This is a genomic window from Massilia sp. 9I (assembly GCF_902506415.1).
GTDB lineage: Bacteria > Pseudomonadota > Gammaproteobacteria > Burkholderiales > Burkholderiaceae_D > Telluria.
In genome coordinates, this window is the sequence record NZ_LR733275.1 from 2056667 (window position 1) to 2076701 (window position 20035).

Sequence of the window (20035 nt, forward strand, 5' to 3'; positions counted from 1 at the left end):
ATGGAGACATTGCATACCACTCTACTGATCATCGGCGGCGGCCCCGGCGGCTATGTGGCGGGCATCCGCGCCGGCCAGCTGAACGTGCCGACCATCCTGGTCGAAGGCGCATCCCCGGGCGGGACCTGCCTGAACATCGGCTGCATCCCGTCCAAGGCCCTGATCCACGCCGCCGACGAATTCTGCAAGGCGCGCAGCTACGCAGCGGAGACCTCGCCACTGGGCATCACGGGTAGCGAGCCACGCATCGACCTCGAACGCACGGTGGCCTGGAAGGACGGCATCGTCAAGAAGCTCACCGGCGGCGTCGGCGCGCTGCTCAAGAAAAACGGCGTCAAGCTGGTCGAAGGCTGGGCCACCATCCTGGACGGCAAGACGGTCGAAGTGCGCCAGGAAGGCGACGCTGAGGCCTCGGTGCGGATCCGCTGCGAGCACATGCTACTGGCTGCCGGCTCGGTGCCGGTCGAACTGCCCTTCATGCCTTTCGGCGGCCCGGTGATCTCGTCGACCGAAGCGCTGTCCCCTAGCGGCGTGCCGCAGCGCCTGGTGGTGGTCGGTGCCGGCTACATCGGCCTGGAACTGGGCACCGCCTACCGCAAGCTGGGCGCGCAGGTGACGGTGGTGGAAGCCGCGGACCGCATCCTCCCCGCCTATGACGCAGACCTGGTCAAACCGGTCGCGGCGGCATTGGGGCGCCTGGGCGTCGAGCTGCGCCTCGGCACTTCGGTACTGGGGATGGACGGCAGCAATGTCCGGGTGCGCGACGCCTCCGGCGTGGAAGCCTTGCTGGAAGCGGACTGCGTGCTGGTGGCGGTGGGACGCAAGCCGCGCACCACGGGCTGGGGCCTGGAAAACCTGATGCTCGACATGGATGGCCGCGCCATCAAGGTCGACAACCAGTGCCGCACCTCGATGCGCAACGTGTGGGCGATCGGCGACCTCGCCGGCGAGCCGATGCTGGCGCACCGCGCGATGGCGCAGGGCGAGATGGTGGCCGAGATCGTGTCCGGCAAGCGCCGCCATTTCGAGCCGGCCGCGATTCCGGCGGTGTGCTTCACCGATCCGGAAATCGTGGTGGTCGGGATGTCGCCGCTGGACGCGGACAAGGCCGGCATCGAGATCGTCACCGCCAACTTCCCGTTCAGCGCCAACGGCCGCGCCATGACCATCGAAAGCACCGATGGCTTCGTGCGCGTGGTGGCGCGCAAGAGCGACCACCGCATCATCGGCTGGCAGGCCGTTGGCGGCGCCGTATCGGAACTGGCGGCGGGCTTTACCCAGTCGATCGAACTGGGCGCCCAGCTCGAGGACATCGCCGGCACCATCCATGCCCACCCGACCTTGGGCGAGGCGGTACAGGAAGCCGCGCTGCGCGCGCTCGGGCACGCCCTGCACATCTAACGCTTCCCCGCGCCCCACAATGCCGCCCACCGGGCGGCATTTTTTATTCGGCTAGCATATATTCGCCGTTTTTCGCATACAGACGAACGGGATATGCATACATTCTTACATTTGCAAACAATATTTGCAGTTTTTCGATAAACGAAAAATTGCGTAAAGTGTATCCGTGATGCAATAATGCGTCCGTCGCTCAGGAATCATCCTTTGCGCAATTGTTAATAGAAAAAAAGGTACACCCTATGTTCAAAAAAATCGCAGCCGCAACCGCTCTGATCATCGCTTCGTCGGCAGCCTTCGCCGCCCAGCCGAACACCTTCTACGCGGGCGCCGACGTCGGCCGCACCAAGATCGACGACGTGTCGGACCGTGACACCAGCTACGGCGCCTTCGTCGGCTACAACTTCCACCAGAACCTGGCAGTCGAAGCCGGCTACCGTCGCCTGGCTGACGTCGACTACCGCGTCGGCAGCGTGACCGCCAACGTGCGCGCCAACCAGCTGGCCCTGTCGGTGGTCGGCAGCCTGCCGATCGCTGAGAGCTTCAGCGTCTACGGCCGCCTGGGCCTGAACCGCCTGGAAGCCAAGGCACGCGTCGGCAACGTCAGCGCCAAGGACGACGAGACCAAGGCCCTGTACGGCATCGGTCTGAGCTACGCCTTTAACCCGGCCGTGTCGGCCCGCGTCGAAGTGCAGAAGCCGGCCAGCGACGTCACCAACGTGAGCGCGGGCGTGTCCTTCCAGTTCTAATTTAGAACAGCACCCCATGAAAAAACCCGGCCTGGCCGGGTTTTTTTACGCCTGCGCGAACCCGTGTCAGAACCGGGGTCAGGTCTAACATTTTTACACGGACTCTGCCGTGTCACGAGCGGCTAGCGATTGAATCCGGGTGCCTTTCACGCTTCCAGGAGCAGTAACAGGCTTTGTGCTGTCGAGCTCGTGTAGAAATGTTAGACCTGACCCCGGTGTTAGAAAAGGATGCTTTTAGGCTGCGCTGCCGCGCAGCCTGGCCTGGGGTGCGGACAGCACGGTGCCGAGCCGCAGCGCCGAATCGACCACGCGTTCGATGTCGGGTGCATAGCCGTTGTCGATCCAGCGCAGTGCGATGTGGATCACGCCGCCGACCACGCCGGCCTGCAGCAGTTCGTCCTCCGGTGCGCCCGGCGGCGCGACGATGCGCGCCACTTCGCGGCCGATGGCGCGCAGCGCGCCGTCGAAGGCCTGGTCGACTGCGCGGCTGACGCCGCGGATCTCCACCAGGAACACCCGCGCCGACTGCGGCTCGCGCTGCAGCGCCGCGAAGTAGGCGTGCAGCATGGCGCGCGAACGGGCGATCCGGCCGCGGCCCGCCGCGTGCGCCGCTCCCGTGATCTCGCCCAGCACCGAATAGGTGACTGCGTTGAAGGAGTCGATCAGCAGCGTTTCGCTGTTGGGGAAGGATTCGTAGAAGTAGCGCTCGGTCAGGCCGGCCGCTTCGCATACCGCCTTGACGGTGGCCTGGTGATAGCCGCGCTCGCCGTAGACGGCAATCGCCGCGGCAATCAGGCGCGCCTTGCGGTCGGCGCGCCGCTCTTCCTGCGACAGCCCGCGGTAGGAACGGGTGGGAGTGAGCTCTGGATTCATGCCGACATTCTACACAGAAACTTGTCACGGGAATTCTGACAATGTACAGTGTCAATATAATTCAATAAGACCCGAGACGCCATGCACCCATCTCCCTCCGCCGCCGAGGCCCCGCTCGACGTCCTGATCGTCGGCGCCGGCCTGTCCGGCATCGGCGCCGCGAGCGCCCTGCAGCAGGGCTGCCCCGGCAAGCGCTTTGCCATCCTCGAGGCGCGCGACGCCATCGGCGGCACCTGGGACCTGTTCCGCTATCCCGGCATCCGCTCGGACTCGGACATGTACACCCTGGGCTATTCTTTCCGGCCCTGGCTGGATCCGAAAGCGATCGCCGACGGTCCCGCCATCCTCGACTACGTGCGCAGCACCGCGCGCGAGCACGGCATCGAGCCGCACATCCGCTACGGCCACAAGGTGGTCGGGGCCAGCTGGTGCTCGAAGGACGCGCTGTGGACCGTGCAGGCACGGCTGGCGGATGGCGCCACAAGCACCCTGCAGGCGCGCTTCCTCTACCTGTGCAGCGGCTACTACAGCTACGACGAAGCCTACCGCCCGCGTTTCGAGGGCGAGGACGGTTTCCAAGGGCAGATCGTGCAGCCGCAGTTCTGGCCGCGCGAGCTCGACTACAGCGGCAAGCAGGTGGTGGTGGTCGGCAGCGGCGCCACCGCCGTGACCGTGGTGCCGGCCATGAGCGAGCACGCAGCCCACGTCACCATGCTGCAACGCTCCCCCACCTACGTGGTGGCGCGCCCCTTGCGCTACCGCTTCGCGCAGCGTATGCAGCGCCTGTTCCCGCAGCAGCTGGCCTACCGCCTCACGCGCTGGCGCGTGCTGGGCGAAAGCATGTTCCTGTACTGGCTGGCGCGCAGCAAGCCGGAACTGGTCAAGAAGAAGATCGTCGAGATGGCCGGCCACCAGCTCGGTTCCGCCCAGGCCGCGCTCGATCATTTCACGCCCAGCTACAAGCCCTGGGACCAGCGCGTCTGCGTGGTCCCGGACGGCGACCTGTTCAAGGCCGTGCGCCGCGGCCGCGCCTCGGTGGTCACGGATCGTATTGCGCGCTTCACGCCGGGTGGCATCCAGCTCGAATCGGGGCGCGAACTGCCGGCCGACCTGGTCGTCATGGCCACCGGCCTCACGCTCAAGCTGTTCGGCGGCGCCACCCTGGTGGTCGACGGCCGCGTGATCGACCCGAGCCGCGCCATGTCCTACAAGGGCATGATGCTGAGCGGCGTGCCGAACTGCGCGCTCGCCTTTGGCTACACCAATGCCTCCTGGACCCTGAAGGCCGACCTCACCGCGGCCTGGGTCTGCCGCCTGCTGCGCCACATGGATGCGCGCGGCCAGGCCATCGCGGTCGCCCCGCGCGACCCCTCGGTGGAAGCAGTGCCCTTCCTCGACTTCAATTCGGGCTATGTCGAACGGGCCCGCCACATCCTGCCCAAGCAGGGCGCGCGCAAGCCCTGGCAGGTCTACCAGAACTACCTGCGCGACCTGCTGACGATCCGTTACGGCCGCATCGACGACGGGGTACTGCGCTTCGGCGCCCAGGGAGCCATGCCATGAAGCTCGCGAATCGCGTTGCGGTCGTCACCGGCGCCGGCGGCGGCATCGGCCGCGCTACCGCCCTCGCCCTGGCCAGGCGCGGCTGCCACCTGGCGCTGGCCGACATCGACGGCGCCGCGGCCGCCGAGACGGCGCAGGCGGCGCGCCAGCTCGGCGTGCGCGCCTCCAGCCATCCGCTCGACGTCGCCGCCAGGGAGGCCGTGCGCGCCCTGCCGGCCGAGGTGCTGGCGGCCCACGGCCGGGTCGACCTGGTCGTCAACAACGCCGGCGTGGCCCTCGGCGGCAGCTTCGAGCAGGTTGGCGAGGACGATTTCGACTGGCTCATGGAGATCAACTTCCACGCCGTGGTGCGCATGACGCGTGCTTTCCTGCCGCACCTGCACGCCAGCGACGACGCGCGCCTGGTGAACGTCTCCAGCATCTACGGCATCGTTTCGCCGCCGGGCCAGAGCGCCTACTCGGCCAGCAAGTTCGCGGTGCGGGGTTTCAGCAACGCGCTGCGCCACGAACTCGAAGGCAGCAAGGTGGCCGTCAGCGTGGTGCACCCGGGCGGCGTCGCCACCGCCATCGCGAAGAACGCGCGCGTACCCGCCGGCACGCCGCAGCACGAGATCGAGCGCGGCCGCGCCATCGCCCAGCGCCTGCTGCGCATGGCGCCCGAACAGGCCGGCGAAATTATCGTGCGCGGCATCGAGCGGCGCCAGGCCCGCATCCTGGTCGGCAGCGACGCCAAGTTCGTGGCCCTGCTCGAACGCCTCAGTCCCATCCACTACTGGAAACTCCTGAAGAAAGCGACATCGCGATGATCTCCTTCCTGCTCTACCTCGTAGGCGGCATTGCCCTGCTGCTGGTCTTGCTGGCGCTGTTCAGCCGGCGCACCGCGCGCCGCATCGAAGCGTTCATGCCGCCCGCCGGACGTTTCTTGGAGGTCGACGGCGTGCGCCTGCACGTGCGCGACGAGGGCCAGGGGCCGGCGCTGGTGATGATCCATGGCCTGGGCGGCCAGATGGCGCACTTCAACTACGGCGCGGTCGCCGAGCTCTCCCAGCGCTACCGGGTGGTGACGATCGACCGTCCCGGTTCCGGCTATTCGACCCGGCCAGATGGCGTCCCCGCGGACCTCTCGACCCAGGCGCGCGCGATCGCCGCCCTGATCCGCAAGCTGGGGCTGGAACGCCCCACCGTGGTCGGCCACTCGCTGGGCGGCGCCACCGCGCTGACCCTGGCGCTGGAACATCCGCAACAGGTCGGCGCGCTGGCCCTGGTGGCGCCCTTGAGCCATGCGCCGGAAGGCGTGCCGCCGGCTTTCCGCGCCCTGAATATCCAGAATGCCCCGCTGCGCCGCCTGTTCGCGGCGACGCTTGCAGTCCCGCTCAGCATCCTTGCCAGCAAGGGCGTGCTGGCCCAGGTGTTCGGCCCGGAAGCCGTGCCGCGCGACTTCCCGACCCGCGGCGGCGGCCTGCTCAGCCTGCGTCCGCAGCAATTCCTCGCCAGCTCGGCCGACCTGCTGGCGCTGGCAGGCCACATGCCGCAGCTGGAGCAGCGCTACCGTGAACTGCGCCTGCCGGTCCACATCCTGTTCGGCCGCGACGACCGCATCCTCGACTGGCGCGCCAACGGCCAGGCATTGGCCGACAAAGTCCCCGGCGCCCGCCTGGAGCTGGTCGAGGGTGGCCACATGCTGCCGGTGACCCAGCCTGATATCATGGCGCGCTTTATCGACGAGGCGGCCGCCACGCGTCTGGCGCTGGCCGGCTGAAGACAATCCATGGACGTGATCCGCACCCCGCGCCTGCTGCTGCGCACCTGGCAAGCCGAGGACGCAGCGGCCTTCTGGGAACTGAACCAGGACCCGCGCGTGACCGAATTCCTGCCGGGGCCCTTGAGCATGGCGCAGGTCGAGGCCTTCATTGCCGCTCAAAATGACTTGTTTGCGCGCAGCGGGGCCTGCTATTTCGCGGCGACCGTGATCGCCACCGGCGACCTGGCCGGCTTCGTCGGCCTGAAGCGTCACGAGGGTGGATTACCCTTTGCCCCCTGCAGCGACATCGGCTGGCGCCTGGCGGCCCAGCACTGGGGCAAGGGCTATGCGGGCGAGACCGCGCGTGCCTGCCTCGGCTTCGGCTTCGCGGAGCTGGGATTGGAGGAAATCGTGTCCTTCACCGTACCGGACAACCTGCGTTCGCGGGCTGTGATGGAAAAGCTGGGCATGCGCGAAGACACCGGAGGCGCTTTCGCGCACCCGGCCCTGCCCGCCGGCCACCCGCTGTCGCGCCACGTCCTCTACCGGCTGCGGCGCGAAGGGGCGCCGGATCACGATTCGCGCGGCGCCGTGCCCTGATCGTACTGGTCGGCGTCGGTCTGGCCGCTGTCCCTGTTGCCGCCCTGGCGGTTCTGGTCCTTCTGGCCCGACTGCCGGTTGCCGCCCTGCCCGATCCCTTCCATCCCGGTCTGGACCTGGCCGGATGCGCTGCCGCCGCTGAAGGCCTGGTCGGCCTCCTGGTGGGTGGTGTCGCCCGCCAGCAGGTCATCGCTGCGGCTGGATTGCTGATTGCCCTGGCCGACCGATTCGCTGCCCATCGACCCGATGTCGCCTGTGCCGCCGGTGCCCACGCTGGCGGCGCTACCGGTGCCGTCCTTGGTGCTCTGGTGGTAGTTGCGTCCCTTGGCGTCCTTGCCTTCGCTCTGCATCGACATGCTGGCCTCCGTGCTCAATAGTTGATGGAGGCATGATAGACCCATGCCGCCCGCGCACGAATAGGCGGCTGTCCGCCCCGGCTGTAGGAGCAGGCCGTCCGCCACCCTCAAGCCTTAGGCCGCGAGCTCCTGCCCCAGCACCCGCATCAGGCTCTGCAGGTCATAGGGCTTGCGCAGCACCAGCGCATCCGGCCAGTTCGCCACTTCCCCGTTCCCGGTGGCAAACACGATGCGCACGCCCGGCGCATTGCTGCGCGCCTGCGCCGCCAGCGCGTCGCCCCACATGCCGGGCAGCTGTACGTCCGTGATCAGGACGTCGGTTCCGGCCGTGATCATCGGCAGCGCCGTCTCGGCATCCGGCGCCGACTGCACCCGGTGTCCAAGGTGCTCGAGCAGGGCCGCGGTATTCGCGCGGATGCTGTCCTCGTCCTCGACCAGCACGATCGACAGGCCGGATTGCGGCGGCGCGGGCGGCGCCTCCGGCGCACACTTGCGCGCCGCCAGCACCTTGCGGATGCGGCGCGCCAGCCGTTCGCGCGTGTAGGGCTTGCCCAGCAGTTCGACGCCGGGGTCGAGCCGGCCGCCGTGCACGATGGCGTTCTCGGTATAGCCCGAGGTGAACAGCACCGCCAGCTCGGGCAGGCGCTCGCGCGCCATGCGCGCCAGTTCGGGGCTGCGCAGCCGGCCCGGCATCACCACGTCGGTGAACAGCAGGTCGATCGGCACGCCGCTGTCGATCACGGCCAGCGCGCTGGCGGCGTCCGGCGCCTTGAGCACGCGGTAGCCCAGGCCCGTCAGCATCTCGACCACGGTGGCGCGCACCGCTTCGTCGTCCTCCGCCACCAGGATGGTTTCGCTGCCGCCCACGGCCTGCTGCGATTCGACCGGGCCGAGCGGCTCTTCCGCCGCGGTGGAGCGCGGCAGGTAGATCTTGACGGTGGTTCCCTGCCCAGGCTCGCTGTAGATCTTCACGTGTCCGCCCGACTGCTTCACGAAGCCGTAGACCATCGACAGCCCCAGGCCGGTGCCCTTGCCTTCTTCCTTGGTCGAGAAGAAGGGCTCGAAGGCGCGGCCGGCGACTTCCGGCGGCATGCCGCAGCCGTTGTCGCTCACCGCCAGCAGCACGTACTGGCCCGGGATCACGTCGCCGTGCGCGCGGCAGTACAGGTCGTCGAGCACCGCGTTGGTGGCCTCGATGGTCATGCGTCCGCTCCTGAGCATGGGGCCGCTCATCGCGTCGCGCGCATTGATGGCCAGGTTCAGCAGCGCGTTCTCGACCTGGGCCACGTCCACCGCGGTATTCCACAGCCCGCCCGAGATCACCATCTCGATCTCGATCTCCTCGCCCAGCGAGCGGCGCAGCAGGTCTTCCATGTTCGACACCAGGCGGCTGATCTTGATCACCTTCGGCTCGAGCGGCTGGCGGCGCCCGAAGGCCAGCAGGTAGCTGGCCAGCTTGGCGCCCTTGTCCACCGCCAGGCGCGCATTCTCGATCCAGCGCGCGCAGTCGGCGTTCGCGGCATGGCGCGCCACGCCCGACATCTGCAGCAGCTGCAGGTTGCCCGAGATGATCTGCAAGAGGTTGTTGAAGTCGTGCGCCACGCCGCCGGTCAGTTTACCGATGGTTTCCATTTTCTGGGACTGCTGCAGGGCGAGCTCGGTGCGGCGGATGGTTTCCAGCTGCGCGCGGTCGGCCGTGATGTCGCGCCCGATCGCATGCACGTAGCGCTCGTCCGGCGCGGCGGTCCAGGACAGCAGGCACCAGCCGCCGTCCTTGCGACGGTAGCGGTTCTCGAACTTGTTGACGTAGGAGCCCTGGCCCAGCGCCGCCATCTGCGCCACCGTGGCGTTGCGGTCTTCCGGATGGACCATCTCGAGGAAGTTCTTGCCCAGGATGTCGGTCTCGGACCAGCCCAGCAAGGCGCCGAAGGCCGGGCTGACCGCTTCCACCCGGCCGTCGAAGGCGCACACCAGCAGGATGTCCTTGGACAGCCGCCACATGCGATCGCGCTCGGCCGTGCGCAGGGCCACCTGGCCCTGCAGGTCGTCGTTCAGCGCGGCGTAGCGCTGCGCCGTGTTCTTCTGTTCCTCGATGTCGGTATTGGTGCCGACCCAGCCCACGACCTGCCCGCCTTCGCCACGCAGCGCCACGGCGCGGTTCAGGTGCCAGCGGTAGCTGCCGTCGAAGCGGCGCAGGCGCACCTCGGCCTCGAACACGATGCCGGTGGCCACCGCTTCGGTCCAGCGGGTGCGCACCGCGTGCAGGTCGCCCGGGTGGACCATGCGCCCCCAGCCGTCGGCCAGCAGGTCCTCGTGGCCGTAGCCGCTATAGCTGTAGATCTTCTCGTTGAACCAGTCGAGCCGGCCTTGGGCGTCGGCCGCCCAGACCTGGTTCGGCATGGCCTGGGCGAAGGTCCGAAAGCGCGCCTCGCTGTCGCGCAGTGCGCGCTCGGCCTGGACCCGCTCCGTGACGTCATTGCCCTGTACGAAAATGCCGAGCACGGCGCCGCCTTCCTCGCGCACCGGCTGAAACACGAAGTCGAGGTAATGCAGCTGGCTCGCGCCGGTGGCGGCGGTGAGCCAGATCGCGGTGGCTTCGCCGGTATGCGGCGCGCCGCTCGCGTAGACGCGGTCGAGCAGCGCCAGGAAGCCCTGGGACGCGACTTCCGGCAAGACCTCGCGCACGGTGCGGCCGACGACGTCGGCCCGTTCGACCAGGCCGAGATAGGCCTCGTTCACCAGTTCGTAGCGGTGCTCGGGGCCGACCAGCATGGCCATGAAGCCCGGCGCCTGCGCGAACATGGCGCGCAGGCGGTCCTGTTCCCCCGCCAGGTAGCGCTGGGCGCGCACCTTCTCGGTGGTCTCCACCACCAGCGCCAGCACGCCGGCGATGGCGCCGTCGGCGGCGACGATCGGCGAGTAGTCGAGGTTGAGCCAGACCTGTTCCGGCTCGCCGTGGCGGCGCAGGTTCAGTTCGGCGTCGCGGTAGGACAGCGTGCCGCCCTCCATGCAGACGCGCATCACGTTGTCGTTGAAGTCGGCCTCGTCGGGCCAGCTCTCGCGCACCGGCGCGCCGAGCTGCTGCGGATGGCGTTCGGCCGCGATTTCCGCGTAGCCGTCGTTGTAGATCATGATGCCCTCAGGGCCCCACATGGTTACGATCGGCAAGGGCGAGCGCAGGATCAGCTCCACCGTATTGCGCAGGACCGGGGGCCAGGCGGGGACAGGGCCGAGGCTGGTGGCGCTCCAGTCGAATTCATCGATGATCTTGCCGAGCTGGCCGCCGCCTTGGGCGAAGGACCGGGGCACTGCTACTGCGGGTTGCGCCATGCTGGATGAGCCTCGTTTGTAGAAAGACAATTGTAATATCTGTGCACTAACAATGAAACATCAATGTGTCGCGTCATTACGCAGCAATGACACAAGTAGGCCTTTCTCGTGCTGTCATTCTGGCAAGGTACAATCCTGCCCATCCACCGCTTTTCGCAGGAGCTGCCTATGTCCACCGACCTCCCCGCCGTCCAGGCGCTGGTCGTTTTCGCCGACCCTTCGCTGCACCGTTCGCGCATCAGCCGGCGCGTGGCCGACGCCGTCGCCGGCCTGCCCGGGGTCCGGGTGCAGGACCTGTACCAGCTCTATCCCGATTTCTACATCGACGTGCGGCGCGAACGCGAGCTGCTCAAGGCGGCGCCGCTGGTGGTGTTCGTGTTCCAGCTGGCCTGGTACGCCATGCCGGCCCTGCTCAAGGAGTGGTTCGACACCGTGGTCAAGCCCGAATGGGCGTCGCAGCACCCCGGGCGCCTGCAGGGCAAGTCGGCCTTCGCGGCGGTCGCTTGCGCCAGCTCGGCCGCCGACTACCAGGCCGGCGGCCTGCACGGCCGGCCTCTCGCGGAGTACCTGGCGCCACTGGAGCAATCGCTGCGGGCCTGCGGCATGGACTGGCTGGCGCCGCACGTGTTCTATGGCGCCGACGTGCAGGACGCCGACGCGGCGCAGCAGCATGCCGATGCGCTGCGCACGCTGCTGGCGCGCCATGCCGGCATCGCCAATGAAGGAGCCGGCGATGGAGCATAACCTGCTGCTCAATGCCCTGGTCTACCTGGCCGCCGCCGTGATCGCGGTGCCGGTGGCGAAACGGCTCGGCCTGGGCGCGGTGCTTGGTTACCTGCTGGCGGGGATCGCGATCGGTCCCTGGGGCCTGGGCCTGATCCGCGAAGTGGAAGACATCCTGCACTTTTCCGAATTCGGCGTGGTGCTGCTGCTGTTCGTGATTGGCCTCGAACTCGAGCCGCGCCGCCTGTGGTCCCTGCGGCGTTCGATCTTCGGCTGGGGCGCGGCGCAGGTCGTGGGCGTCACCGCCCTGCTGCTGCTCGCGGCGGTGCTGGCGGGGATCGGCTGGAAGACCGCGTTGATCGCGGCGCTCGGCCTGTCGCTGTCGTCCACCGCGATCGCCCTCACCACCATGCAGGAGCGCAACCTGATCCCGACCCCGGCCGGCCAGGCCGGCTTCTCGATCCTGCTGTTCCAGGACATCGCCGCGATCCCGATGATCGCCCTGGTGCCGGTGCTGGGCATGCCGGACGCGCATGCGGACGGCGGCTGGAGCGGGGTGCTCAAGGCCGTGGCCGTGATCGGCGGCCTGGTCGTGGCCGGGCGCTTCCTGATCCGGCCCCTGCTGCGCTTCATTGCGCGCACCGGCATGCGCGAGATCTTCACCGCCTTCGCGCTGCTCCTGATCATTTCGATTTCCCTCTTGATGGCTTCGGTCGGCATGTCGATGGCGCTCGGCGCCTTCATGGCCGGCGTGCTGCTGGCCGATTCCGAATACCGCCACGCGCTCGAGACCGACCTCGAACCCTTCAAGGGGCTGCTGCTCGGCCTGTTCTTTATCGCGGTCGGCATGTCGGTCGATTTCGGCGTGTTCCTGGCCCAGCCCTGGCGCATCGTCCTGATGGCGGCCGCTTTCCTTCTCATTAAATTGACGGCGCTATGGGTGCTGGCGCGCTGGTTCAACATGACGGGGCGCCAGCGCGTGCTGTTCGCTTTCCTGCTGTCGCAGGGCGGCGAGTTCGCCTTCGTGGTGTTCGGCGCGGCCGCCGCCGCCCGCGTTTTCTCGGCCGACGTCGCCTCGATGCTGGTGGTCGTGGTGGCGCTGTCGATGCTGAGCACACCGCTGCTACTGATCCTCTACGACCGCGTGCTCGAGCCGCGCTGGCAGAAACGCCACCGGCGCGACGCCGACGCCATCGACCCGAACCAGGGCCACGTGATCATCGCCGGCTTCGGCCGCTTCGGCCAGATCGTCGGGCGCCTGCTGCACGCCAACCAGGTGCCGCTGACCATGCTCGACCACGACCCGGACCAGATCGACACCCTGCGCGAGTTCGGCTTCAAGGTGTTCTACGGCGACGCCACCCGCACCGACCTGCTGCACGCCGCCGGCGCGGCCCACGCGCGGGCGCTGGTGCTGGCGGTGGACGGCATCGACGACAGCCTCAAGCTGGCCGCCGCCGTGCGCGAGGAATTCCCCGACCTGGCCATCCTGGCGCGCGCGCGCAACGTGACCCACTACTACCAGCTGATGGACCTGGGCGTGACGGTGATCGAGCGCGAGACCTTCGAGTCGGCCCTGATGCTGGGCCGCCGCGCGATGGAGGAACTGGGTTTCGGCGCCTACCTGGCGCGCCAGGCCGCGATGCGCTTTCGCGAACATAACCTGAAGAGCGTGCTCGACGTGTATCCGTTTTACAAGGACCGCCAGCAGTATGCATCGATGGCGCGGCGCGCGCGCGAGGAACTGCATGCGATGTTCGAGCGCGACTTCGTGGCGATCCGGCGTCGCGACGACGAGGACGAGGACGGGGCAGCCTGATGTAGCTGCAAAGATACGGAACAGTTTCTATTCAAGTGTCGTAAATCCGTCGGCGGGTGTATTGTTTCCATCTGGAAATGGATATACTTACCCACCTCGCATAACCCGGCCCCGCGCCCGCCTGCGGCGCCGCCGCGACACCTGTGACTACCTTGGACATCTCCCCCGCGCCGCCTGACGGTCTGCTGCTGCTCGCCGAAGAGAATTCGGCCCTGATCGACAACGCGCTCGACCTCATGCTCGTGCTCGATGCGGGCGGCCGCATCCTGCGCGTGAATGTCGCCGTACGCGCGCTGCTCGGCTACGAGCCGGCCGAGGTGGTGGGCCGGCACTATAACGAACTGGTCCACCCGGAACAGCATGCGGAAGCGCTCGGCATCGAGGACAGCCTGCACAACGAGCATCCGGAACGCCCGGACATCCCGATCCGGGTCTGCCGCAAGGATGGCCGGGTGGTGCTGATGTCGGTGGCGGCGCGCTGGTCGCAGCCGCACCAGCGCATGTTCCTGACGGCGCGCGACATCACGGGGCAGGAGCGCGCGCGCCAGGCCCTGGTGCGATCCGAGCTGGCCCTGGGCGCGATGCTGGAAAGTATCGGCGACGCCTTCTTCGCCGTCGACAGCGACTGGCGCCTGACCTATGCAAACCGCAAGGCGGGCGACTTCGTGGGCGTCGACGCGAGCGCCGTGATCGGCCAGCCCCTGCTAGAGGTGGCGCCCGACCTGCTGCAGTCCGCGTCGCTGCAATACTACCTGCGCGCGATGGAAACGCGCGAGCCGGTCACCTTCGAAGAGTTCTGGGAACCGCGCCAGGTGTGGGTCGAGGCGCGCGTCTACCCGCACAGCGACGGCATCTCGGTCTACTTCCACGAGATCACCGCCAAGCGCGACGCCGAACAGGCGCTGCGCAAGAGCGAGCAGCGCTTCCGCAACCTGTTCAACCATGCCGGCGACAGCGTCATGATCGTTGACGGCGCACTGCGCATCGTGTCGGTCAACGACCAGGCCTGCGCCCGCTTCGGCTACAGCCGCGACGAATTCACCCGCATGCTCGCGACCGACGTCAACTTCGGCTTCCCCGAAGGCCGCGCACTGCTGGCCGGCCTGCGCGCCGGCCAGGCCCAGCTCCTGCGCACCGACAAGCGCTGCAAGGACGGCAGCAGCTTCCCGGCCGAAGTGCAGATCTCGCGCTTCGACGACGAGGGCGAGGAATTCTTCCTGGCCGTGATTCGCGACTTGAGCGACCGCGCCGAGGCCGAGCGCCAGCTGCGCGAGAGCGAGCAGCGCTTTCGCGAGGTGATCGAAATGACCCCGGCCGGCTACCTGCTGGCCGGCCGCGACGGCGCCCTGCAGGACGTCAACCCGGCCCTGTGCGCCCTGTCGGGCTATCCGCGCGAGATGCTGCTGGCGCTGCGCCTGAGCGAGCTGTTCGTCTCCTTCCCGCTGGTCTCGCTCGATGCCGGCGACGAACACCCTGCTACCGTGCAGGGCGCGGAGGCGGTCCTGCTGCATCGTCACGGCTATCACATCCACGTCCTGTTCAACGGCAGCATCAAGCGCGACGCCCAGGGGCAGTCCGTGTCGCTGACCGGCCTGATGACCGACATCACGGGCCGCAAGGCGGCCGAAAGCCGGCTGCAGGAACTGGCCACCCACGACACCCTCACAGGCCTGCCCAACCGCGCCCTCCTGGGCGAGCGGGTCCAGCAGATGCTCGACGCCTGCCCGCAAGGCTCCTCGGTGGCGGTGATGTTCCTCGACCTCGACCGTTTCAAGGAGGTCAACGACTCCTTCGGCCACGAGATGGGCGACGTCCTGCTGTGCGAAGTCGCCTCGCGCCTGCGCAAGGTGATCCGCCCGACCGACATCATCGCCCGCCTCGGCGGCGACGAATTCGTGGTGGCGGCCCACTGCGCCACCGGCCAGCTTGCCGCCAGGCGCATCGCCGACAAGCTGCTCGACGTGCTTACCGCGCCGGTCAGCGTCGGCGGCATCGACGTCATCGTCGGCGCCTCGATCGGGATCAGCATGTATCCGCAGGATGCGCAGACGCGCGAACTGCTGTTCCAGACCGCCGACACCGCGATGTACCGCGCCAAGGACGCCGGCCGCAACCGCTACCGCTTCTTCGAGCCTGAGATGACGGTGGCGACCCAGGTGCGCATGGCGCTCGAAGTGTCGCTGCGCCCGGCCCTGGCCAGGAACGAATTCGAGCTGCACTACCAGCCGCGCTATGCGCTCGACGGCATGCGCCTGGTGGGCATGGAAGCGCTGATCCGCTGGAACCATCCGGAACGCGGCCAGGTCTCGCCGGCGCAGTTCATCGGCATCGCCGAAGACACCGGCCTGATCGTCGCGATCGGGCGCTGGGTGCTGCGCGAAGCCTGCAGCCGCACGCGCCAGCTGATGGAAGACTTCGGCTGCAAGGTGGTGGTGTCGGTCAACGTCTCGGCACGCCAGCTGGCCCAGTCCAGCTTCGCCGACGACGTGCGCGCCGCCCTGGCCGACACCGGCCTGGCGCCCGACTGCCTGGAACTGGAGCTGACCGAGAGCGCGCTGATCGAGGACATCGAACACACCGCCGCGATGCTGCATGAACTGAAACGCCTCGGCATCCACATCGCCGTGGACGATTTCGGCACCGGCTATTCCGGCCTGGCCTACCTGCGCCGCTTCCCGATCGACGTGCTCAAGCTCGACCGCTCATTCATGCAGCAGCACGAGAACGTGAGCACCTTCGACTTCGTCAAGGCCTTCGTCGACATGGCGCACGCGCTCAACATGGCGGTGGTGGCCGAGGGCGTCGAGACCGCCGAGGCCTGCGACTTCCTGCGCGCGGCGCGCTGCGACCAGGCCCAGGGTTACTACCTGGCGCGGCCGATGCCGCTGGCGCAGCTGCGCGCCTTGATCGCCGGGCCGGGCACGCCCTGATTCGCCGGACCCGGTCAGCGCGGACGGGCGCCGTCCCGGCGCACGCGGTCGGCCAGGCGATCGGCTTCGCGTTCGCCGGCGTGCGCCACGGCGTTCAGCTTCACGCCAGTCTCCTTGTCCTCGATGACCAGTAGCTGGCGGCGCATCTTCGCGTCGAACAGGCGGTCGAGTGCCAGCCCATGGCGTTCCAGCAGCTGCAGTCCGATCTGCCGCGTCTTCGCTTCCAGCCGCACCAGGCTGTCGATCTGGTAGCGGGCCGGTAGCATCTCGCGCATCGCGGCCAGGTCCACCGCATTGGCCAACACCATCCGCATGGCCGCTTCTTCCTCGGTCAGTGACACCCGGCGCACTTCTTCCTCGAGCTTGCGCAGTGCTGGATCGCCGTCGGCCGGCAAGTCCTTGTTGCGCGGATTGTAGATGTTGCGGCGCAGTGACAGCTGCAGCCGCATGACGCTTTCAAGCCCGACCAGCTCCATGCGGAAGCGCGCGACGACATTGGCCCACTTGACGGCGGCCGGATCGGCCAGGAAACGGTCCCAGCGGGCGTCGCCGGTGGCGGCCAGTCCTGCTTTCTCGGCATTGCGCTCCCAGGTGCGGGGGTCCCGGTGCAGCGGTTCGAGCGCAGCGCAGCCGCTGGCATTGAGCTCGTCGTAGCGGGCGCCGATCTCGCGGATCTGCGCATCGGAAAACGCAGGCATGCGCAGGGTCGGAGAGCCGCGCTTCAGCGCATTGAGCAAGTTAAGCTGAAGCAAGCCGACATCATTGCACATCATCCTGTCGAGGTAGGCCGGGGTCAGCACATGCTTGACCAGATCCGCGCTGCTGGCGGCCAGGGCCGGGAGGGCGCCGTAGCAGAGGAGCGCTGCGCCTGCAAGGAGTCGGCAGCGCGTGCGTGACAGGCGCGGCAGGGATATGTGCATGAGTTCGCTCCAATTAGCAGAAAGTTGCCACAAGGAATTATATGCAGCTTCCAGCCCTGAATTCTCCCCAACTGTCACGACTGCCATGGCCGTGGCGTCCATACAGCCGCCCGTGCGATTCCGTGTAGGATGCCTCATTCGCAACAACGAGGAAGGAAGCAGCAATGAAACCGGCCATTGCGGTCTATGGAAATGTCTGGCCTGACGAAGCATTGCAGGCACTGGAGGCGGAGTTCGCACTCTACGTGATCGCGCGCATGGCGCCGTCCGAGGCAGCGGCCTTCTACGAGCACGCGGCGGCGCAGGTGCGCGGCATCCTCACGACCGGCACCGTCGGCATCGATGCCTCCCTCGCGGCGCGCTTTCCCGCGCTGGAAATCGTGTCGGTGCACGGCGTGGGCGTGGATGCGGTCGACCTCGACGCCTTGCGCGCGCGCGACATCGTCGTGACCAATACGCCGGACGTGCTGACCGAGGACGTGGCCGATCTCGCGGTCACGCTGCTCCTCACCATCGCGCGCCGCATCCCGGCGCTCGACCGCTACGTGCGCGGCGGCCACTGGCTGGAGAAGCGCCCCTTGCGTCCAACACGCAGCCTGCGCGGCAAGGTCGCCGGCATCTATGGCTACGGACGGATCGGCCAGGCCGTGGCCACGCGCCTGCGCGCCTTCGGCATGGAGATCCGCTACTACCAGCGCAGCGCGGGGCTAGAACCGATGCTGCGCCGCGAATCGCTGGCCGCCCTGGCCGCCGAAAGCGACTTCCTGGTGGCGTGCACGCCCGGCGGCGCGGACACGCTGCGCGCCATCGATGCCGCGGTGCTCGATGCCCTCGGCCCGGAAGGCACCCTGGTGAACATCGCGCGCGGAAGCGTGGTGGACGAAGCGGCGCTGGTGGAAGCCCTGGCTTCGGGCCGGCTGGGAGCGGCGGCGCTCGACGTGTTCGAGGACGAACCGAAAGTGCCGCAGGCCCTGTGGGAGCTGGACAACGTGGTGCTGACGCCGCACGTCGGCAGCCTCACGGTGGAGGCGCGCCAGACCATGCGCAAGCTGTGCTTCGACAACCTGCGGGCGCACTTCGCAGGCAAGCCCACCCTCACCCCGGTCCCGCGCTGAGACCATGCAAGTCGACCACCGCATGCTGGAAGACCTGCGGCGCTTCAACCACAAGCTGGCGCGCGCGCCGCGCTTCGCCTACCGCCACCGCTTCATGCCGCTGCTGGGCCAGGCCCTGTTGCGCCTGACCCAGCTTGGGGCCGACGGCAGACTGCGGCGCGCCGGCATCGGCGTCGAACGGCTGGACGCGCTGGCCGGCGGATTGCGGGTACCGGTGCGCGTGCTACGGCCCGCGGGAACACCGCGCGGCATCGTGCTCGACATCCACGGCGGCGGCTGGGTGATCGGCAATCCTGAAATGAACGACGCGCTGAATGCCGCCATCGTCCGCGCCTGCGGCGTCATGGTGGTCTCGGTCGACTACCGCCTGGCGCCCGCCGCGTCGATCCAGGCGATGATGGACGACTGCCTGGCGGGGGCCAGATGGTTGCTGGAGGGTGGACTGAACGGGAGCGCCGGCTTGCCCGTGATCGTGGTCGGCGAATCGGCGGGCGCCCACCTGGCCGCCGCCACCCTGCTGCGGCTGAAGGCCTGGCCGGCACTGCTGGCGCGCCTTGCCGGCACGGTGCTCTACTACGGCGTCTACGACCTCGCCGGCAGCCCCAGCCTGCGCAATGCCGGCCGCGAGACGCTGGTGCTCGACGGCCCGGCCATGCTGCCCGGCCTGCGCCTGCTCACGCCGGGCATGAGCGACAGCGCGCGCCGCAGTTCGCCGCTGTCGCCGCTGTACGGGGATCTGACGGGCATGCCGCCGGCCTTGATGTTCACCGGCGGCCGCGATCCGTTGCGCGACGATACGCTGCAGATGGCCGCGCGCTGGCGGCAGGCGGCGCCGGCCGAACTGGTCGACCTGCCCGAAGCGCCGCACGGCCTGATTCACTTCCCCACCGCGATGGGCCGGGCCGCCTGCGCCCACGCCCACCGGTGGATCGATGCGCGCCTGCGCGCTACAGCACCAGCCCCGCAGGCGCCGTCTGGCGCGTGAAGCTCGGCCCCCCGGTGGTCGGCTTGCCGCCGTCCCATACCAGCCGGTCGATGCACATGCGCCGCCCGGTCATCGCCGTGTCCCAGGCGTGGTAGACGATCCACTCCTGGCTGCCGTCGGGCGAGGTGGTGAAGGAATTGTGGCCGGGGCCGATGACGTTGCCGGGCCGTGAACGCATCACCAGGGCATGTTCGCTACCCTCGGGCCGCGTGAAAGGCCCCAGCGGATGGCTGGCTACCACGTAGCTGACGCCATAATTTTCCTTCTCCCAGGCGCCGCCGCTGTAGAAGCAGTAGTACTTCCCCTCGTGGATCAAAACCGAGGCGCCCTCCACCGTGTGCCAGTCGTACACCGCGTCGTACATGGCGCGCTGCTTCTTGAACAGATGCCAGTCGGCGTGCGGACGCGCCACCGTGCGCGGCTCGCCCGCGAGGCGGTCCATCGCCACCAGGCGGTCGACCACGATGCCGGTGCCGATGCGGTGGTCGTCTTCCAGTTCCAGGAAATCGACGCAGTAGTACAGGTACCACTGGCCGTCCTTGTCGCGAAACGGATGGGCGTCGATCGAGAACTGCAGGTCCGGCACCAGGAGCACCCCGCGGTCGACGAAGGGGCCGACCGGGTTGTCGGCCACGGCCACGCGCAGCTTCTGGTGCTTGCCTTCGATGTCGCCGCGCGAGTAGTACAGCCAGAACTTGCCCTCGCTGTAGGCGACTTCGGGCGCCCAGAAATGGTCTTCCCCGGGTGTCGTGATGGCGTAGCCGGCGCGGTGCCAGTCGACCAGGTCGTTCGACACCAGCACCGGGAAGCGTCCGCCGCCGGGACCGTCGGGCGCGGTCCCGTAGGCGTAATAGCGGCCTTCGTGCTTGAGCACGAAGGGGTCCGCCATGATCTCCGGGTACACCGGATTGCAGTAGGTCTTCAGCATCGCTC

16 protein-coding genes are annotated in these 20035 nt (G+C 68.2%); 11 read left to right on the forward strand and 5 right to left on the reverse strand.

Features of this window, described 5'->3' with window-relative positions; genetic code table 11:
* Together lpdA and GV068_RS09365 are read left to right on the forward strand one after the other, a co-directional pair.
* A complete protein-coding gene (lpdA, locus tag GV068_RS09360; RefSeq protein ID WP_159697062.1) occupies positions 1 to 1401 on the forward strand; it encodes a dihydrolipoyl dehydrogenase in 1401 nt (466 codons plus the stop codon).
* A 239-nt stretch (positions 1402 to 1640) separates the two neighbouring features.
* On the forward strand, positions 1641 to 2147 hold the full coding sequence (locus GV068_RS09365) for an outer membrane beta-barrel protein (protein ID WP_159697063.1): 507 nt from the start codon (positions 1641 to 1643) through the stop codon (positions 2145 to 2147).
* Between the two features lie 234 nt (positions 2148 to 2381).
* Here GV068_RS09365 and GV068_RS09370 read toward each other — a convergent pair whose 3' ends face one another.
* Positions 2382 to 3020 (reverse strand): TetR/AcrR family transcriptional regulator, encoded by a 639-nt coding sequence (locus tag GV068_RS09370; RefSeq protein WP_159697064.1) that lies wholly within the window; start codon positions 3018 to 3020, stop codon positions 2382 to 2384.
* An 81-nt stretch (positions 3021 to 3101) separates the two neighbouring features.
* Here GV068_RS09370 and GV068_RS09375 point away from each other — a divergent pair, with 81 nt between their 5' ends.
* The 4 genes from GV068_RS09375 to GV068_RS09390 are packed head-to-tail and all read left to right on the forward strand — an operon-like array spanning position 3102 to position 6924.
* Positions 3102 to 4583 (forward strand): NAD(P)/FAD-dependent oxidoreductase, encoded by a 1482-nt coding sequence (locus tag GV068_RS09375; protein ID WP_159697065.1) that lies wholly within the window; start codon positions 3102 to 3104, stop codon positions 4581 to 4583.
* Positions 4580 to 5389: an SDR family oxidoreductase gene (locus tag GV068_RS09380; RefSeq protein ID WP_159697066.1), complete on the forward strand. Its 810-nt coding sequence runs from the start codon at positions 4580 to 4582 to the stop codon at positions 5387 to 5389. Before GV068_RS09375 ends, GV068_RS09380 begins: the two co-directional genes overlap by 4 nt.
* Complete coding sequence (locus GV068_RS09385; RefSeq protein ID WP_159697067.1) at positions 5386 to 6342, forward strand: alpha/beta fold hydrolase; 957 nt, start codon at positions 5386 to 5388, stop codon at positions 6340 to 6342. The genes GV068_RS09380 and GV068_RS09385 overlap by 4 nt, the downstream gene beginning before the upstream one ends.
* A 9-nt stretch (positions 6343 to 6351) precedes the next feature.
* On the forward strand, positions 6352 to 6924 hold the full coding sequence (locus tag GV068_RS09390) for a GNAT family N-acetyltransferase (protein WP_159697068.1): 573 nt from the start codon (positions 6352 to 6354) through the stop codon (positions 6922 to 6924).
* Here GV068_RS09390 and GV068_RS09395 read toward each other — a convergent pair.
* Positions 6897 to 7280, reverse strand: coding sequence for a hypothetical protein (locus GV068_RS09395; RefSeq protein WP_159697069.1), 384 nt, complete (start codon positions 7278 to 7280; stop codon positions 6897 to 6899). The genes GV068_RS09390 and GV068_RS09395 overlap by 28 nt on opposite strands.
* A 114-nt stretch (positions 7281 to 7394) precedes the next feature.
* Positions 7395 to 10589, reverse strand: a complete 3195-nt coding sequence (locus tag GV068_RS09400; RefSeq protein ID WP_229463960.1) for a PAS domain S-box protein — start codon at positions 10587 to 10589, stop codon at positions 7395 to 7397.
* Positions 10590 to 10778: 189 nt separating this feature from the next.
* On the opposite strand from GV068_RS09400, the gene GV068_RS09405 reads away from it, so the two are divergent.
* The 3 genes from GV068_RS09405 (at position 10779) to GV068_RS09415 (ending at position 16082) form a co-directional block, all read left to right on the forward strand.
* Positions 10779 to 11354 carry an NAD(P)H-dependent oxidoreductase gene (locus GV068_RS09405; RefSeq protein WP_159697071.1) on the forward strand — a complete coding sequence of 192 codons (576 nt, stop codon included), beginning with the start codon at positions 10779 to 10781 and terminating at the stop codon, positions 11352 to 11354.
* Positions 11344 to 13152 carry a glutathione-regulated potassium-efflux system protein KefC gene (kefC, locus tag GV068_RS09410; RefSeq protein WP_159697072.1) on the forward strand — a complete coding sequence of 603 codons (1809 nt, stop codon included), beginning with the start codon at positions 11344 to 11346 and terminating at the stop codon, positions 13150 to 13152. Before GV068_RS09405 ends, kefC begins: the two co-directional genes overlap by 11 nt.
* 152 nt (positions 13153 to 13304) lie before the next feature.
* On the forward strand, positions 13305 to 16082 hold the full coding sequence (locus GV068_RS09415) for an EAL domain-containing protein (RefSeq protein WP_159697073.1): 2778 nt from the start codon (positions 13305 to 13307) through the stop codon (positions 16080 to 16082).
* A 14-nt stretch (positions 16083 to 16096) separates the two neighbouring features.
* On the opposite strand, the gene GV068_RS09420 is transcribed toward GV068_RS09415, so the two are convergent.
* A complete protein-coding gene (locus GV068_RS09420) occupies positions 16097 to 17002 on the reverse strand; it encodes a hypothetical protein (protein WP_159697074.1) in 906 nt (301 codons plus the stop codon).
* 164 nt (positions 17003 to 17166) lie between these two features.
* Between GV068_RS09420 and GV068_RS09425 the strand changes: the two genes are divergently transcribed.
* Both GV068_RS09425 and GV068_RS09430 read left to right on the forward strand, forming a co-directional pair.
* Positions 17167 to 18117 (forward strand): 2-hydroxyacid dehydrogenase, encoded by a 951-nt coding sequence (locus tag GV068_RS09425; RefSeq protein ID WP_159697075.1) that lies wholly within the window; start codon positions 17167 to 17169, stop codon positions 18115 to 18117.
* Positions 18118 to 18121: 4 nt separating this feature from the next.
* Positions 18122 to 19102, forward strand: coding sequence for an alpha/beta hydrolase (locus tag GV068_RS09430; RefSeq protein ID WP_159697076.1), 981 nt, complete (start codon positions 18122 to 18124; stop codon positions 19100 to 19102).
* Here the strand turns inward: GV068_RS09430 and GV068_RS09435 are convergent.
* Complete coding sequence (locus tag GV068_RS09435) at positions 19065 to 20030, reverse strand: glycoside hydrolase family 43 protein (protein ID WP_159697077.1); 966 nt, start codon at positions 20028 to 20030, stop codon at positions 19065 to 19067. The genes GV068_RS09430 and GV068_RS09435 overlap by 38 nt on opposite strands.
* Positions 20031 to 20035 lie beyond the last annotated feature (5 nt).

What these genes read in the sequence shown, in the direction of transcription:
- lpdA (WP_159697062.1), top strand. Translation starts at nt 1, where the DNA reads ATGGAGACATTGCATACCACTCTACTGATCATCGGCGGCGGCCCCGGC.
- GV068_RS09365 (WP_159697063.1), top strand. Translation starts at nt 1,641, where the DNA reads ATGTTCAAAAAAATCGCAGCCGCAACCGCTCTGATCATCGCTTCGTCG.
- GV068_RS09370 (WP_159697064.1), bottom strand. Translation starts at nt 3,020, where the DNA reads ATGAATCCAGAGCTCACTCCCACCCGTTCCTACCGCGGGCTGTCGCAG.
- GV068_RS09375 (WP_159697065.1), top strand. Translation starts at nt 3,102, where the DNA reads ATGCACCCATCTCCCTCCGCCGCCGAGGCCCCGCTCGACGTCCTGATC.
- GV068_RS09380 (WP_159697066.1), top strand. Translation starts at nt 4,580, where the DNA reads ATGAAGCTCGCGAATCGCGTTGCGGTCGTCACCGGCGCCGGCGGCGGC.
- GV068_RS09385 (WP_159697067.1), top strand. Translation starts at nt 5,386, where the DNA reads ATGATCTCCTTCCTGCTCTACCTCGTAGGCGGCATTGCCCTGCTGCTG.
- GV068_RS09390 (WP_159697068.1), top strand. Translation starts at nt 6,352, where the DNA reads ATGGACGTGATCCGCACCCCGCGCCTGCTGCTGCGCACCTGGCAAGCC.
- GV068_RS09395 (WP_159697069.1), bottom strand. Translation starts at nt 7,280, where the DNA reads ATGTCGATGCAGAGCGAAGGCAAGGACGCCAAGGGACGCAACTACCAC.
- GV068_RS09405 (WP_159697071.1), top strand. Translation starts at nt 10,779, where the DNA reads ATGTCCACCGACCTCCCCGCCGTCCAGGCGCTGGTCGTTTTCGCCGAC.
- kefC (WP_159697072.1), top strand. Translation starts at nt 11,344, where the DNA reads ATGGAGCATAACCTGCTGCTCAATGCCCTGGTCTACCTGGCCGCCGCC.
- GV068_RS09420 (WP_159697074.1), bottom strand. Translation starts at nt 17,002, where the DNA reads ATGCACATATCCCTGCCGCGCCTGTCACGCACGCGCTGCCGACTCCTT.
- GV068_RS09425 (WP_159697075.1), top strand. Translation starts at nt 17,167, where the DNA reads ATGAAACCGGCCATTGCGGTCTATGGAAATGTCTGGCCTGACGAAGCA.
- GV068_RS09430 (WP_159697076.1), top strand. Translation starts at nt 18,122, where the DNA reads ATGCAAGTCGACCACCGCATGCTGGAAGACCTGCGGCGCTTCAACCAC.
- GV068_RS09435 (WP_159697077.1), bottom strand. Translation starts at nt 20,030, where the DNA reads ATGCTGAAGACCTACTGCAATCCGGTGTACCCGGAGATCATGGCGGAC.